Source organism: Nocardiopsis moroccensis, assembly GCF_055763695.1.
The window spans coordinates 2,491,554-2,506,140 of sequence record NZ_CP199747.1; the positions used below are offsets into that span (position 1 = coordinate 2,491,554).

Annotated in this window: 14 protein-coding genes and 1 tRNA gene; 7 read left to right on the forward strand and 8 right to left on the reverse strand. The window is 71.6% G+C overall.

Annotation, left to right across the window (positions count from 1 at the left end):
- Positions 1 to 64 precede the first annotated feature (64 nt).
- Entirely contained in the window at positions 65 to 517 is a 453-nt protein-coding gene (locus ACUKCB_RS11055) for a MarR family winged helix-turn-helix transcriptional regulator (protein WP_473040425.1), read from the reverse strand.
- Between the two features lie 155 nt (positions 518 to 672).
- Between ACUKCB_RS11055 and ACUKCB_RS11060 the strand changes: the two genes are divergently transcribed.
- Positions 673 to 1,251 (forward strand): hypothetical protein, encoded by a 579-nt coding sequence (locus ACUKCB_RS11060; protein WP_473040426.1) that lies wholly within the window; start codon positions 673 to 675, stop codon positions 1,249 to 1,251.
- Positions 1,252 to 1,696: 445 nt separating this feature from the next.
- On the opposite strand, the gene ACUKCB_RS11065 is transcribed toward ACUKCB_RS11060, so the two are convergent.
- The 4 genes from ACUKCB_RS11065 to ACUKCB_RS11080 form a co-directional block, all read right to left on the reverse strand.
- Positions 1,697 to 1,770, reverse strand: a tRNA-Val gene (locus ACUKCB_RS11065).
- 53 nt (positions 1,771 to 1,823) lie between these two features.
- The gene (locus ACUKCB_RS11070; protein ID WP_473040427.1) at positions 1,824 to 2,291 is read right to left on the reverse strand and encodes a peroxiredoxin; all 468 of its coding nucleotides are present in this window, start codon (positions 2,289 to 2,291) and stop codon (positions 1,824 to 1,826) included.
- Positions 2,292 to 2,423: 132 nt separating this feature from the next.
- Positions 2,424 to 2,849, reverse strand: a complete 426-nt coding sequence (locus ACUKCB_RS11075) for a DUF3052 domain-containing protein (protein ID WP_473040428.1) — start codon at positions 2,847 to 2,849, stop codon at positions 2,424 to 2,426.
- A gap of 181 nt (positions 2,850 to 3,030) precedes the next feature.
- Positions 3,031 to 3,441, reverse strand: coding sequence for a secondary thiamine-phosphate synthase enzyme YjbQ (locus ACUKCB_RS11080; RefSeq protein WP_473040429.1), 411 nt, complete (start codon positions 3,439 to 3,441; stop codon positions 3,031 to 3,033).
- Between the two features lie 128 nt (positions 3,442 to 3,569).
- Here ACUKCB_RS11080 and ACUKCB_RS11085 point away from each other — a divergent pair, with 128 nt between their 5' ends.
- Entirely contained in the window at positions 3,570 to 5,258 is a 1,689-nt protein-coding gene (locus ACUKCB_RS11085; protein WP_473040430.1) for an alkaline phosphatase D family protein, read from the forward strand.
- Positions 5,259 to 5,370: 112 nt separating this feature from the next.
- Here ACUKCB_RS11085 and ACUKCB_RS11090 read toward each other — a convergent pair whose 3' ends face one another.
- Both ACUKCB_RS11090 and ACUKCB_RS11095 read right to left on the reverse strand, forming a co-directional pair.
- On the reverse strand, positions 5,371 to 6,321 hold the full coding sequence (locus tag ACUKCB_RS11090) for a hypothetical protein (RefSeq protein WP_473040431.1): 951 nt from the start codon (positions 6,319 to 6,321) through the stop codon (positions 5,371 to 5,373).
- Positions 6,322 to 6,623: 302 nt separating this feature from the next.
- A complete protein-coding gene (locus tag ACUKCB_RS11095; RefSeq protein ID WP_473040432.1) occupies positions 6,624 to 7,865 on the reverse strand; it encodes a PucR family transcriptional regulator in 1,242 nt (413 codons plus the stop codon).
- Between the two features lie 330 nt (positions 7,866 to 8,195).
- Here ACUKCB_RS11095 and ACUKCB_RS11100 point away from each other — a divergent pair, with 330 nt between their 5' ends.
- The 5 genes from ACUKCB_RS11100 (at position 8,196) to ACUKCB_RS11120 (ending at position 13,122) form a co-directional block, all read left to right on the forward strand.
- Positions 8,196 to 9,104, forward strand: coding sequence for an ACP S-malonyltransferase (locus tag ACUKCB_RS11100; protein WP_473040975.1), 909 nt, complete (start codon positions 8,196 to 8,198; stop codon positions 9,102 to 9,104).
- Positions 9,105 to 9,106: 2 nt separating this feature from the next.
- Positions 9,107 to 10,063, forward strand: coding sequence for a beta-ketoacyl-ACP synthase III (locus tag ACUKCB_RS11105; protein WP_473040433.1), 957 nt, complete (start codon positions 9,107 to 9,109; stop codon positions 10,061 to 10,063).
- 83 nt (positions 10,064 to 10,146) lie between these two features.
- Positions 10,147 to 10,386, forward strand: coding sequence for an acyl carrier protein (locus ACUKCB_RS11110; protein WP_017589705.1), 240 nt, complete (start codon positions 10,147 to 10,149; stop codon positions 10,384 to 10,386).
- Between the two features lie 134 nt (positions 10,387 to 10,520).
- A complete protein-coding gene (fabF, locus tag ACUKCB_RS11115) occupies positions 10,521 to 11,759 on the forward strand; it encodes a beta-ketoacyl-ACP synthase II (RefSeq protein WP_473040434.1) in 1,239 nt (412 codons plus the stop codon).
- Between the two features lie 163 nt (positions 11,760 to 11,922).
- Positions 11,923 to 13,122 (forward strand): EAL domain-containing protein, encoded by a 1,200-nt coding sequence (locus ACUKCB_RS11120; RefSeq protein ID WP_473040435.1) that lies wholly within the window; start codon positions 11,923 to 11,925, stop codon positions 13,120 to 13,122.
- 111 nt (positions 13,123 to 13,233) lie between these two features.
- Here the strand turns inward: ACUKCB_RS11120 and ACUKCB_RS11125 are convergent, their stop codons facing one another.
- The gene (locus ACUKCB_RS11125) at positions 13,234 to 14,175 is read right to left on the reverse strand and encodes an SGNH/GDSL hydrolase family protein (protein ID WP_473040436.1); all 942 of its coding nucleotides are present in this window, start codon (positions 14,173 to 14,175) and stop codon (positions 13,234 to 13,236) included.
- Between the last annotated feature and the right edge of the window lie 412 nt (positions 14,176 to 14,587).

Consider the following 14,587-nt stretch of genomic DNA (forward strand, 5'->3'; position numbering starts at 1 on the left):
CACCGACCGGCGCTGACGCTGTACGGCTGCGGTCATTGCCCGAACCGGTGGTCAAGCGCCGTACTCACCGACCGGTGAGACTCGCCAGGATCGTCACGAGCTGGCGACGCTGTGTCGAGGTCAACGGGGCGAGCAACGACTCCTGGATCCCGTCGAGCACGGCATCGAGGCTCTGCAACCGGTCGGCTCCGCAGGCCGTCATCGAAACGATCTTGCGCCGACGGTTCGACGGATCCACCTCCCGCTCGACGAGCCCGAGCGACTCCAGCTCCAGCAGCGCGGCAGTGACGTCGCTGCGGTCGATGCCCGTGTCGCGCCCGAGCTCCGCCTGGCTCGCCGGCCCCCATTGCTCGAGCGCGGCCAGCAGTCGGTAGTGGTAGCCGCGCAGTCCCCCGCCGTGCTCGGCGAAGCCTTCTCTCAGCAGCGCCGAAGAGCGCGCGGCCGCGCGGCCGAGCAGCCAACTCGGGCGGTCCTTGAGCCGGTCCGGGGTGCGGCCGGGTTCACCGTAGTCGCTCATTCCGGTCATCCTACGCGTCTTATGTTGGCAAGCCCAACAGTGTATGTTGGCCTTGCCAATATTGGTTTGGCCAACATAAGGAGTTCCTGATCACCACTGAAGCAAGACCGCGGACACTCATCATCGGACGCAGCGCCCTGCCGCTGACCGGAGCCGTGGAACTACTTCGGGCCCGGGGCTACGCCGCGAACGCCACGAACCAGTTCGACCGGGTCCTCGACGACTACGACACCACCGAACTCGATCTCGTGATCTTCGGCGGCCAGGTACCGCCCGCGGTGCGAGCACATCTGGAAACGGCGATCAGTGAGCGCAACCCGCGGGCACGGTTCCTCAGCGGACTGGGCGGCCTCGCACCGCTGCTGGCCGCACAGGTCGAGGAGTACACCCACGGAGCGGCACCGGGAGCCGTCTACGACCACGACAGGCGAACACTGCACCTGACGCTCTCCGGCGCGGCCCGCGTCGTGGTCACCGGACTCTGGACGGAGGCTGTGCCGCCCGAGCCGATCCCCCACGAGATCACGGTGAGCAGCGGCGAACGGTCGCCCGGCACCCATGCCATCGCGATCCCCGAGGAGGTACCGGACCGGGGGTCCTTCATCGGCGTACGGGTCGGCGAACGCACGTCCGTTCTGCGGGTCGGCCCCGCTCCGCGACCGAGCGGTTCAGCCACGCCCCAGGCGCTGCCGGCCCCCGAGCCGGTGACGACGCGCTACCCGTGGACGCGGTGAGTCCGAACGGGGGTGATGACGAGTACACACCGGGGGCCTCCCCCGGAAAGCAGGAGCGGACCGCGGCGATGAGGATGAAGCCCCCCGAACCGGGTCGTCCCAGAGTCGAGTGAACCCTGGGCAACGTAACTACAACCCGTGGGGCGAAGCCCCACACCGGGGGTCTGGGGGGGTCGCCCCCCCAGAAGAAACGACGGAACGACCCGGCGAGCGCGGTCACGCGCGAGCAGGGTCGTCCCGGAGTGGAGTAGGCCCTGGGCAAGCCAACTACAACCCCCGAGGCACAGCCTCGCGATGCAAGAGAATGCCCCGCCCGCCCTGCCGATCGGCGCGGCCCCGGCCACAGGGGGGTACCTCGGGGGGTCGGGGGGTCTCCCCCGGGAAATACGAAGGACGACCCGGCGAGGCGGCCGAAGGCCCCCGAGCAGGGTCGTCCTGAGTGGAGTGGGCGCGAAGGGACTCGAACCCCTGGCCTATTGCTTGTAAGGCAATTGCTCTAACCAACTGAGCTACGCGCCCCGTGTGTGCGTCGCGAGCGATCATACCGCTTCTCGGTGGTCCTCGCGCCTGATTTATCCGGCCAGCTCCCGGGCCTGGCGAAGATACTCGGTGACGTCCCGGGGTTCGCCGGCGGGGGTGTGCACGGTCCAGCGGACGGTGCCGTGGCCGTCGATGAGGAAGGTGCCCCGGCGGGCGACCCCGCGCTGCTCGTCGAAGACCCCGTAGTCCCGGGCGGTGGCGCCGTGCGGCCAGAAGTCGGACAGCAGCGCGAACGGGAAGTCCTCCCGGTCGGACCAGGTGCGCAGGGCGAAGGTGGAGTCGACGGACACCGTGAGGACGGTGACGTCCAGTTCCTTGAACTCGGCGTGGTGCTCGCTGAGCTCGGCGAGCTCGCCGGAGCACACACCGGAGAAGGCCAGCGGGTAGAAGACCACGAGCACGGGCCCGCCGCGCAGGGAACTCAGGAGGACCTCCTGGCCGTACTGGTCCCGGAGGGCGATCTCGGGTGCGCTGGCACCCGCGGAGACGGTGTCGGTCATACTCGCGTTCGCGTTCGTCGGCGTACAGGCCGGTATCGGCGCCCGCCGTTCAGCGGGCGCCCTTCAGCGCCGCGCGTCTGTTCTGCCGGGACGCGCGGCACCGGACGTCTCACCCGGTGCGGGTGCCGACCGTCACCTCTTGGGGACGACCAGGCGGGTGCCCGACCAGTCGGCGCCGATGCTGACCGCACTGGTCTGGGACAGCCCCGAGGTGTTGGCCGCCTCCGCGACGTCGTTGGGGGACACGTGCAGATCACGCCCGGCCTTCGGGGTCAGGACCAGGATGGTCCCGCCGTCGGCGATGGTGGTCACCGTGTCCATCAGTGCGTCGGTGAGGTCGCCCTCCTCGTCGGACCGCCACCACAGCAGGGCCGCGTCGACGTCGCCGTCGTACTCCTCGTCGACCAGCGCCTCGCCCGTGAGTTCGGCGATGGATGCGCGCAGTCCCTCGTCGACGTCGTCGTCGAACCCGAATTCCTGCACCACCTGACCCGGCTTGATTCCGAGTCGGTCAGCCAAGCCGCGTTCGCTTTGTGCCTGGCCCGCGGTCGCGCTCACGAAAGTTCTCCTCCACAGATGGTTTTTCTCAATCTTGCCTGCACGAAGCAGTTGTCACAACGATGCCGGGCTTTTCGGTCGCCCGTCACGTGGGTCCGTAACCATCGCTGATGGCCTAGTTCACACGCTACTGGCATCTCCCGTCAACGCGCGGCCGAACCCGGCACGCGTCGGCTTCCGTTCATTCCGACCTCAGGTAGGACAACCGCACCCGTCGGTCCGGGTTGTCCACGTTCAGGTCGACGAACGCGATGGACTGCCACGTTCCCAACTCGAGTCTGCCGGAAAGGACGGGCACCGTGGCCTGGGGAGCGACGTACGCCGGCATCACGTGCGAACGCCCGTGTCCCTGGGAGCCGTGCTTGTGGCGCCACCGGTCGTCGGCCGGCAGCAGGTCGTCCAGGGAGGCCAGGAGGTCGTCGTCGGACCCCGCCCCGAGTTCGATGATGGCCACACCCGCGGTCGCGTGCGGGACGAAGACGTTGAGCAGGCCGTCGCCTCCGCTACTGGCGACGAAGTCGCTGCACTGCCCGGTGATGTCGGTGATGCTCTCCGATCCGCCGGTGTGCAGCTCAAGGATCTGTGTCCGCATAGCGCCACCTTCGCGCAGCCGGGCCCCGGGCGCAACCATCCCATGTCAACCGTGCGTGGCCGCGAGCTGCGCGGAGGGTCCATACTCGTCGTCGACGTGTGTGAAACTGGTCGAAAGAAGGGAAAAGGGTGACTGTCTCGTTATGTTTGGGCCCCATGCTGCGGCATGTGGGACCCACCACCGCAACGGTGTGGGTGGAGACGGACGCGCCCTGTGACGTCCGGATCCGTGTGGACGGCGGGGCGGTCCACACCGCCCGGACCTTCACGGTCCACGGCCACCACTACGCCGTGTGCGAAATCGACGGCCTCCCCACCGGTGCGGTCCTTCCCTACGAGGTCTTCCTCGGCGAGGACCGGGTCTGGCCCGAGCCCGACAGCCCCCTGCCGCCGAGCGTCCTGCGCACGCTCTCCCCGCAGGCGCCCACCCGGCTCCTGTACGGTTCCTGCCGCACCCCCACCGGGGACACACCCGAGGGGCTGGTCCGCTACGGGCCCGACATGCTCCGCGCGAGCGCGCGCCGGCTGGCACGGGAGGGTTTCGACTCCGCCGACGAGAACCTGGCGCTGCTGCTGATCGGCGACCAGGTCTACGCCGACGAGGTCCAGGAGCCGATGCGCGCCTTCCTCGGGCAGGTGCGCCGCACCGACTCCGGTGACGACGCGTCCGGGGACGACGCACCCGAGGACGAGGTGGTGCGCTACGACGAGTACGCCGAGCTCTACCGGCAGGCCTGGTCCGATCCCCAGGTGCGGTGGCTGCTGTCGACCGTCCCCACCCTGATGGTCTTCGACGACCACGACATCCGCGACGACTGGAACACCTCGGCGGCCTGGCGGCGCGAGATGGACGAGCATCCGTGGTGGCGTACCCGGGTGACGAGCGGGCTCGGCGCCTACTGGGTGTACCAGCACGTGGGGAACCTCTCCCCCGACGCGCGGGCCAAGGACCCGCTGTGGGCCGCGGTCCGCGACCACCGGGAGCGCGGCACCGATGCCGGGGACACCCTCGACTCCTTCGCCTGGCGGGCCCACGAGGAACCGTCCTCCTACCGGTGGAGCCACCGCCACGACGTGGGCGGCGTCCGGATCCTGGTGGCCGACACCCGCTGCAACCGGGCCCTGGGCGAGGGCGACCCCTCCGACGGCTCCCGGTCCATCCTCGGCTCCGAGGGACACGACTGGCTCGACGAGAACCTCACCGGCGGCCCGGAGCACATCGTCGTGGCCTCCACCGTCCCGGTCCTGCTGCCGCCGCCGGTGCACCACCTGGAGGCCTGGAACGAGGCGGTCTGCGGCGGCGCCTGGGGTGCGGCGGCGCGCGGCCCCGCGGAAAGGCTCCGCCAGGCCCTGGACCTGGAGCACTGGGGCGCCTTCCAGTACTCCTTCCACCGCCTCGCCGACGCGCTGCTCGACGTCGCCCGGGGCGGACGCGGCCCGGCCCCCGCCACCGTCCTCCTGCTCGGCGGGGACGTCCACTTCTCCTACCTGGCCCGCGCCCGTGCCCGCGCGGGAGGGACGACGTCCCGGGTGACCCAGCTGGTCTCCTCCGCGCTGTGCAACCAGCTCCCGCTGAACTTCCGCCGCGCCGCCGCCCTGTCCGCGAGCCGGCCCTTCCATCTGGCCGGACTGGTCATGACGAGGCTGGCCGGGGTGCGCCGCAGCCCGCTGTCGTGGCGTCTGGCCGGGCGCCCGTACTTCGGCAACACCATCGGTGAGGTGGCCTTCGACGGCCGTGAGGCCGAGGCGCGCTGGTACCACTGCCCGCAGGGCGGCGGCGAAGCCCTGCCCGAGGTGCACCGCCGCGCCCGGGTGTGATCGCGGCCGCCTGGCCGGAACCGCTCTCCCGCCGACCGACGCCAGGGACTCCGAGGACGACCGGTCGGCGGACGACGCCCGGCGGCGCCCGGACGGGGCGCCGCCGGACCGGTCAGGGCTTGTTGGAGCGGGGAGGCCGGGTGGTGTGGGGGCCGCGGCGCCTGCGCCGGACTCCCAGGCCGAGTGCGCCGCCCTGTTCGAGGATCTGCCGGGCGGCCCGGTGCACCGTGCCGCGGGTCCCGGCGGCCGGTGCGGGAGCGCCCTCGGAAGCGGCCGGTTCGGGTTTGGGAAGGAGCGCGGTGGGCTCGTTGTCCTCGTTACCGGTCTCCTCCGGCAGCGCGTGGAGCCTGCGGGTCCGCTGGAGCCCGGACTCCCCGGTGCCGGATTCGCTGCCGGACGCCTCCGGTTCGGGGGCCGCGGTCCCGGTCGGGTTGAGCTTCTCCTCCCGCACGGCCTCCTGCCACGCCTTCTCCTGCTGCTGGTCCTGCTCCTTCTGCTGGGCCAGACGGCGGTCCCGGTCGGCCCGCCAGGCACGGTAGGAGCGGGCCAGCGGGGTGGCGACCGGCCAGGTGACCCTGGCCGGTCGGGACAGCGCGTGCCACAGGTAGGCCGTGGTGCCCCAGGCCTCCATGGCGCGGCGCGCCTTGGTGATGGTGAAGAAGGTGGGCACGGCCAGCAGCAGTTGCGGCCAGGCCAGGGCCAGCGCGGCGAACAGCGGGTACATGCCGCCGCCCGCGACCGCGGCGGCCGCACCGATCGCCATCGGCACCAGGGCCAGCGCCACCCGCAGCTGGGTGAACTGGCGGAAGCGGTGCAGGGAACGGCGGGCCGACACCGGCGGGGCCAGGCCCTCCGGCAGCGGTGTGGGCTGCACGAGCATGGCGAGCAGCATCGTTCCCACCCCCACGCTGGCGGCGAGCAGGATCGTCCATCCGGCGGCGGAGAACGTCCCTCCCACCATGAGGTAGACCAGCCCCAGGACCGGGATCGGCGCGGGGACCCAGAACAGCACCCGTCTGCGCAGCTCGCCCTCCTGAGTGGGCTGGAGAACGAAATCGATCACCGGGCGTAGTATCCGGAACCTCTTCCTCGGTCGCTCGACCACAGCGTTGGACCCCCCAAGAACGTCGTGACGAGGCGGTGCGGGGAGCGTCGCCCGAGGGTTTTCGTCGCCTCTTGGCTCCACCTGCAGCCCGCCCGTATCAAAGCTATCTCTTTCGCCTGGTCCCCGGGCGCACACGGTCAGTTACAGGCATACCCGGCGCTGGTGAAACTTCCATAAGGCAGCCGAAATAGCAGGCAACGATAAGATTACGACGTCCCGGCGGGCTCCGTCACGGTTATGCCTGATACCGGTGAGGCGAATCATCCCTCCCGGGTTTCGGACAGCCTTCCGAGGGCCACCGCGATCCGGAGTACGAACGAGCCCCGACCGTCGGAGGGGATGTGTCCGGTGAGCTCCGAGATACGGCTGAGCCGGTAGCGCACCGTGTTCGGATGCACGAAGAGCATCCGCGCGGTGGCCTCCAACGAGGAGGCGTGCTCCAGGTACACCGACAGCGTGTCCAGGAGCGGGGAGCCCGCGCTCCGCAGCGGGAGGAAGACCTCGGTCACGAGCTGGCGGCGGGCCTCGGCGTCGCCCTCCAGGGCGCGTTCGGGCAGCAGGTCGTCCGCGAGCACCGGGCGCGGCGCGTCGGGCCAGGCCACGGCGGACCGGAGACCGCTCACGGCCGCGCGCAGCGAGGCCCCCGCCGCGTGCAGGTCGGGCACGGTCGGCCCCACCACCACGGGCCCGTCCCCGAAGAGCCCGGCCAGGGGTTCGGCGGCGGCGAGCGGAAGTTCGTCGACCGGGTACCGGTCGCCCACGCCGATCACCACGACCACGCGACGCCCCTGCGTGCCCGCCAGCACGTCGTAACCGAGGCGGCGGGCGGCCGAGCGCAGATCGTCGAGGACCTTGCCGCCGGTGTCCTCGCCGACGTCCCCGGCCACCGCGATCACCGGGGTGTGCGACCAGCCCAGCGCAGAACCCCAGGTCTGCAGGCCCTCCACCTGGTCGCCGTGCAGCAGGGCGTCGACGATCAGTGCCTCCAGGCGCGCGTCCCAGGCCCCCCTCGCCTCGGCCGCGCGGGCGTAGACCTTCGCGGAACTGAAGGCCACCTCGCGGGTGTAGCGGAGCATGGCCTCGCGCAGCTGCTGCTCACCGCCGGGTGCGGCCAGCTCCTCGACCTGGCTCTCCACCACGTCGATGACCACACGGATCATGTCGACGGTCTGTTGGAGGGAGACCGAGCGGGTGAGCTCGCGCGGGGCGGTGCCGAAGACCTCCACGGTGATCGCGGGCCGGCCCCGCCCGGGGTTGCGGAACCAGTCCACGAAGGCGGCGACCCCGGACTGGGCCACCAACCCGATCCAGGAGCGGTCCTGGGCCGACATCCTGCGGAACCAGCCGAGCCGCTCCTCCATCCGGTTGACGGCGGCGGTGCCCAGTACGCCCATGGAGCGCTCCAGGCGCCGGACGGTCTCCGCGCGGGTCTGGTCCTGTGCGGCCTCGGAGGCGGACGGCGCGGCCGGGCCGTCCTCAGTCGGTTGGGATTCGGTGTTCACCCGTCCAGGTTCGCATCCTCTCCGGTCCCGCCCCGGGGTTCACCCCCGTGTCGGCCGTCACCCTCCAGGTGAGCGGGGTCCGCGGACGGCGCCCGGAGGGGCCCGCGTAACGTCGGAAAGTGATCTCCTCCACCCGTTTCGGGCTTGCGGGCACAGCTCGGACGCCGTTTTGTGGAGTACCTACAAACGGTCTCCTCCTAACTTCGTGTCTCTCCCTATCCAACTGGTGATCTCCTACAGGGCAAGGTTGATGTCGTGCTTGTAATCGTTGCTCCCGGCCAAGGCGCCCAGGTTCCCGGTTTCCTCTCACCGTGGCTCGAACTCCCCGGCATGACCGAGAAGTTCGCCTCGTGGTCCGAGGTGACCGGCCTCGACCTGGTGCGCTACGGCACCACCGCGGACGCGGAAGAGATCCGTGACACCGCCGTCGCCCAGCCCCTGCTGGTCAGCGCCGGCCTCGCCGCGGCCTCCGCCGTGCTCGGCCCGCCGTCCGTCCCCGGGGCCCCGCTGCCCGCCGACCCCTCGCTCGTGGACGCCACGGCGGGGCACAGCGTCGGCGAGTTCACCGCCGCCGCGATCGCGGGCGTGCTCTCCCCCGAGGACGCGCTGGCGCTGGTCGCCGAACGCGGCCGGGGGATGGCCGACGCCGCCGCGCAGGCCGAGACCGGCATGACCGCGGTCCTGGGCGGCAAACGCGAGGACGTCCTGGCCGCCGTCGAGGCCGCCGGACTGACCCCGGCCAACGACAACGGCTCCGGCCAGATCGTGGCCGCGGGCACCACCGCGCAACTGGCCGCCTTCGCCGAGAACCCGCCCGAACGGGCCCGGCTCCGCCCCCTGTCCGTCGCGGGTGCCTTCCACACCGAGCACATGGCCCCGGCCGTGGAACGGGTACGGGCCGCCGCCCGGGGGCTGGAGCCCGCCGACCCCGCGGTGCGGCTGCTGTCCAACGCCGACGGTGCCGTGGTCGGCAGCGGCTCCGAATACCTGGAGCGCCTGATCGCCCAGGTCTCCTCCCCCGTCCGATGGGACGCCTGCACCCAGACGCTCGCCGACCTGGGGGTGAGCGCGCTCATCGAGCTGACGCCCGCGGGCACGCTCACCGGCCTCGCCAAACGCGCGCTGCGCGGTGTCGAACTCCTCGCGGTGAAGACCCCCGACGACCTCGATCGCGCAGGCGCCCTCATCAAGGAGCACGCGGGAACCGCCTCCTCCGCGAGCACCCAGCAGGAAGGCTGACCATGTTCAAGTCCCCGAACGTGCCCGGCGGCGCCGCGATCCTCTCCTTCGGCGAGTACCAGCCGTCCGGCGTGGTGACCAACGCCGACCTGGAGGCCCGTGTCGAGACCACCGACGAGTGGATCCAGAGCCGGGTGGGCATCAAGGAGCGCCGCATCGCGGGCCCCGAGGACACCGTGGCGAGCATGGCCGTGGCAGCCGGAGGCAAGGCCCTGGCGGCCGGCGGGCTCTCCCCCGAGGACATCGACCTGGTGATCGTGGCCACCTGCACCGTGCAGGACCAGATCCCCAACACCGCCGCCACCGTCGCCGCCCGGCTCGGCATCACCGCCCCGGGCGCCTTCGACGTCAACGCCGCCTGCGCGGGCTTCTGTTACGCCCTGGGGCTGGCCTCGGACTCCGTCCGGGCCGCCAGCGCGCGCAACGTCCTGGTGATCGGTTCGGAGAAGCTCAGCGACTGGGTGGACTGGCAGGACCGCTCCACCTGTGTGATCTTCGCCGACGGTGCCGGGGCGGCCGTGGTCTCCGCCACCGAGGACCACGGCATCGGTCCGGTCGTGTGGGGTTCCTCCGGCGAGCGCGCCGACAAGATCTACCTGCGTGAGGGCAAGTACCTCTACCAGGAGGGCCAGGCAGTCTTCCGGTGGACCACCACCGAGCTGTACAAGGTGGCCCTGCAAGCCCTGGAGCGGGCCGGCGTGGAGCCCTCCGAGCTCACCGCCTTCGTGCCCCACCAGGCCAACCTGCGGATCGTCGAGTCCATCGCGCGCAAGCTGGGTGCGCCCCAGGCACTCGTGGCCCGCGATATCGTCACCGCTGGCAACACCTCCTCCGCCTCGATCCCTCTGGCGCTGTCGCGCATGATCGAACGCGGGGAACTGCCGTCGGGGAGCACCGTGCTCACCCTGGGATTCGGTGCGGGCTTGGTCTACGCCGCACAGGTGATCCGTATCCCCTGATCCGACCCCGGCAGCCCGGGTGCGCCCGTTCCACACGGGACCGTTTCCCGACACCACATTCGTCAAGCAAGGAGAAACAAGACATGGCCCTCAGCGAGCAGGAGATCCTGGCCGGCCTCGGCGAAATCGTCGAGGAGATCGTCGGCACCGAGCCTTCCGACGTCACGCCCGAGAAGAGCTTCGTGGACGACCTGGACATCGACTCGCTGTCCATGGTGGAGATCGCCGTCGCCGCGCAGGACAAGTTCGGCGTGGAGATCCCCGACGACCAGCTCAAGGACCTCAAGACGGTCCAGGACGTCATCAACTTCATCCAGAAGTAGCTGTGTCCGGGCCGCCGGGGCCCACCCGGTCCCGGCGGCCCACCCGTCCGCACCCCGGACACCCAGACCGAACCATCCGCCACGCCTCCCGGCGCACACGGCCGGGAACGACCCACGAGAAGGGCGATCGGATCATGTCCAAGACCGATGTCGTCGTCACCGGCCTCGGCGCCACCACCCCCCTCGGGGGTGACGTCGCGACCACATGGTCCGCGCTCCTCGACGGCCGCTCCGGGATCAGCACCCTGCCGGAGGACTGGCACGACAAGCTCCCGGTGCACTTCGCGGGGCAGATCGCGCAGGAGCCCTCCGAGAAGCTGCCGCGCCCGCGCCTGCGCCGCCTCGACCGGACCCAGCAGTTCGCGCTCATCGCCGCTCAGGAGGCGTGGGACCACGCGGGCGCTCCCGAGATCGACCCCATCCGCCTCGGAGTGGTGGTCTCCAGCGGGATCGGTGGCATCCTCACCATCCTGGAGCAGTACGACACCTTCCGTGAGAAGGGCTGGAAGCGGGTCTCCCCGTTCACCGTGCCCATGCTCATGCCCAACAGCCCGGCCGCGGCCGTGGCCCTGGAGTTCACCGCCCGCGCGGGGGCGCACGCCCCGGTCAGCGCCTGCGCATCCAGTGCCGAGGCCATCGCCAACGGTGTGGACATGATCCGCGCAGGCCGGGCCGACGTGGTGATCGCGGGCGGTACCGAGGCCGCGATCCACCCCCTGAACATCGCCTCCTTCGCCTCGATGCGGGCCCTGTCCACGCGCAACGACGACCCACAGGGCGCCTCCCGCCCCTGGGACGCCGACCGCGACGGCTTCGTCATGGGCGAGGGCGCGGGCATCCTGATCCTGGAGTCGGCCGAGCACGCGGCCAAGCGCGGTGCGCGGGTGTACGCCCACGCCGCGGGCGTCGGCTACACCGACGACGCCTACGACATCGTGCAGCCCGACCCGGAGGGCGCCGGCCAGGCCCGCGCCATCACCCAGGCCCTGGCCGACGCCGACCTCGAGCCCAGCGACATCGTGCACGTCAACGCGCACGCCACGTCCACCCCGGCCGGAGACGTCGGTGAGACCCGGGCGATCCGCTCGGCTCTGGGCGACTCCGCCGCCGACCGGGTCGCGGTGACCTCCACCAAGTCGATGACCGGCCACCTCCTGGGCGGCGCGGGCGCGGTGGAGTCGATCGCGACGATCCTGGCCCTGCACGAGGGCCGGATCCCGCCGACCATCAACATCGCCGAGCTCGACCCGGACGTGGCCGTGGACATCGTCCGCGACAAGCCCCGGGACATGCCCGAGGGGGACGTCGCGGCCATCAACGAGTCCTTCGGCTTCGGCGGCCACAACATCGCGGTGGCCTTCCGCCGGGCCTGACCGACCGCACCCGCGAACGGGCTCCGTCCACCGGACGGGGCCCGTTCTGCGTACCCGGGCCCTTCCCCGCACCGGCCGCCCGCGCGAAACGGCTCGTGAAGGTGTGTTGAACAGAGTCGGACAGGTCTTCAGGTCGGTGCCCCCGCCCGTCACCATGGGTCCCGTGTCCACGCTTCCCCCGCACCCAGTACGCCAGGACCCGCCCCCGGCCCCCGGCACCGCTGCCCCGGCGTCCGGTACCCCTGAAACGGACCCGACGAGGGCCCGTACCGCCCTGTCCTACCGCCCCGTGGTGGACCTGGACTCCGGCGCCGTCGTGGCGGTGGAGGTGGCCGCGGCTCCGCCGGGCAGACGCGGCGGGGCCGAGGTCTCCGAACGGGAGGCCGCGGCCGTGGCCGAGTGGCTGCTGTCACTGGTGCGCGAGGCCGCCGGGGCCGAGGGCCTCCTGCCCCTGGTGCTTCCGCTGCCCGCCTGGGCGCTGGCCGCCGGGGAGGACTTCGCGGTCCTCGCGGAGAGCGGCCTGCGACGGGCCGGGCGACGCCCGCGTGACGTCACGTTCATGCTGACCGCCGACCTCGCGGAGCTGCCGCGGACCACGGTCCTGTCGGGGGTGGCCCGGCTTCGGGCCTCCGGTTTCCGCTGCGGGTTCGGTACGGCCATGGCCCGCCCGGACCTGGTGGTGGAGGCGGCGCCGTTCCTGATCCGGTTGGACCCCTCCCTCGTCTCGGGGATCGACGGCGACCACCGCAACGGGGGGATCGTGGCCGGGCTGGCCCGGATCGGGCGGAGCAGCGGCGTGTACGCGGTGGCCGCGGGGGTGACCAGTGCCGAGGAGATCGTTCGGCTGCGCGAGTGCGGGGTGCGGTTGGGTGGCGGGACGTTCTTCGCCGACCAGGGGTGGCGGCCCGGTGAGCGGGTGACCCCGGTGCCCGAGCCGGCGGCGGCCGCCCAGGGCGACGTGGACTCCGGCCCGCGCGTCACCGAGTTCATGGTCCCGCCGGTCGGCTTCGACTCCAACTCCACCGCCGAGCAGATCCTGGAAGCCTTCACCGACGACCCCGCCCTCAACAGTGTCGTGCTGATCGACCACCGGGAGCGTCCGCTCGGGGTGATCGACCGGACGCGTTTCCTGTTGTCGGTGACGGGGCGCTACGGGCACGCCCTGCACGCCAAGCGCCCGGCCCTTCGGCTGGCCGAGGCCCCGCGGACGGTTCCGGCCTGGATGTCGGCGATCGCCGCGCTACGGGTCGCGGGCCAGGACCGCGAGCGCGTCTACGACGACCTGATCGCGACCAACCCCTACGGTCAGTGCCTGGGGATGGTGCACGTCAGCGCTCTGATCCAGTCCCTGTCCCGGAACTGAGGCGGCGCCCGGCGCGAGGAGCCCTGGGGCCCACCGAACCTGGGTTGCCGCCCGCCGCGGGCCCCTGTCGGGCTCGCCTGCGCTCACACCGCCCAGTCGGCCGGTGCCCGGTCAGCGCTGGGGCTCGGGGCCCTTGGTGCCGGAGGGGCTGCTGGTCGGCGGGGTGTCGTCCGCGGAGTAGTCGTTGTAGTGCGTGTCCGCCCCGGCCTCCTGCAACTTCCGGCGGAGGAGTTCGCGGGTCTCCTCGTCGTGCAGGTAGTCCAGTTCCGGTCTCCGGGGCAGCCGGCCGTCCCCGGAGGAACGGCCCATGGCCCGGCGGCGCAGCCACGGTACGAGGTGCTGACGGGCCCAGCGTCGGCCCTCACGGCGGCGCAGGATCCGGGGGAGCTGCTGGGGCGGGGTGGACCAGGGGTCGGTCCAGGACTCGGGCGGTCCCATCGGGTGGCCGAGCAGGTCGGCGACGCGGGCCGCGACGATCTGGTGTCCCGCGCCGTTGGGGTGCAGCCGGTCGTCGCTCCAGGCGCGGGGGTCGTTGAGGGCGTTGAGCGCCCACAGGTCGACGATCTCGGTTCCGGTGCGTTCGGCCACCGCGCGCATGTGCATGCTGAACACCGCGATACGGCCGCGGTAGAGGCGCAGGACGGGGATCCATCCGGTGTCGTGCCCGGCGAGGATCACGACCCGGATTCCCGCGTCGCGCAGCTGACGTACGCCCCACTCGAAGTTCTCGGCCAGCTCGTCCAGGTCGCCCCCGGGGCGCAGGACGTCGTTTCCTCCGGCGAGGACGGTGACCAGGTCCGGTTTCCAGGCGAGGGTCTGGTCGAGCTGTTCGCCGAAGATGTGCTTCATCCGGCGCCCGCGCACACCGAGGTTGGCGTAGCGGAAGTCGGGAGAGAGCGTGCCCAGGTGTTCGGCGAGGCGGTCCGCGAACCCCCGGTACTCGCCGCCGGGGCCGCTGTCGTCCTCCATCCCCTCTGTGATGCTGTCACCGATCGCCACGTAGGACCGGATCAGTTCCGGTCTGGCCACGGGCGCGGCAGCGGGGGGATTCATCTCAAGGTCTGTCACGTCAACCAATCATCCGGATCGACCGTCCCACGCCTGCCAAGCGCCGGGGTGCGCGGGAACGGAAGTCTTGGCGGGTCGCGGTGTGCCGCTGGCCCGAATGTCCGAGCACCGTCGGCCCCGGGGTCGGCCGCGCCATGGCCACCCGGCCGAGGGGCGCTCGGGCGAGGACAGTGCCCGTTCAGCATACCCGCGCCCGGCATCGGAGCGCCGGGCCTGGACAGGAGTTCTCCGGCCGGGGCGTCCCGGCCCGACGCCCCTGGGAACCCGGCTCCGACCGAGGGCGGTGCGGGCAGCGAGAGCGTCGTACCGAGAACGAAGGACGGCGACGAGAAGAGCCGAAAGTCCGACATGAGGTAGATCACATAAGTTGGTCTGTTTTTGGCACGGATCTCTTCCG

What these genes read in the sequence shown, in the direction of transcription:
- ACUKCB_RS11100 (WP_473040975.1), top strand. Translation starts at nt 8,196, where the DNA reads ATGACCGAGAAGTTCGCCTCGTGGTCCGAGGTGACCGGCCTCGACCTG.
- ACUKCB_RS11125 (WP_473040436.1), bottom strand. Translation starts at nt 14,175, where the DNA reads ATGAATCCCCCCGCTGCCGCGCCCGTGGCCAGACCGGAACTGATCCGG.
- ACUKCB_RS11080 (WP_473040429.1), bottom strand. Translation starts at nt 3,441, where the DNA reads ATGCGGACACAGATCCTTGAGCTGCACACCGGCGGATCGGAGAGCATC.
- ACUKCB_RS11110 (WP_017589705.1), top strand. Translation starts at nt 10,147, where the DNA reads ATGGCCCTCAGCGAGCAGGAGATCCTGGCCGGCCTCGGCGAAATCGTC.
- ACUKCB_RS11055 (WP_473040425.1), bottom strand. Translation starts at nt 517, where the DNA reads ATGAGCGACTACGGTGAACCCGGCCGCACCCCGGACCGGCTCAAGGAC.
- ACUKCB_RS11105 (WP_473040433.1), top strand. Translation starts at nt 9,107, where the DNA reads ATGTTCAAGTCCCCGAACGTGCCCGGCGGCGCCGCGATCCTCTCCTTC.
- fabF (WP_473040434.1), top strand. Translation starts at nt 10,521, where the DNA reads ATGTCCAAGACCGATGTCGTCGTCACCGGCCTCGGCGCCACCACCCCC.
- ACUKCB_RS11070 (WP_473040427.1), bottom strand. Translation starts at nt 2,291, where the DNA reads ATGACCGACACCGTCTCCGCGGGTGCCAGCGCACCCGAGATCGCCCTC.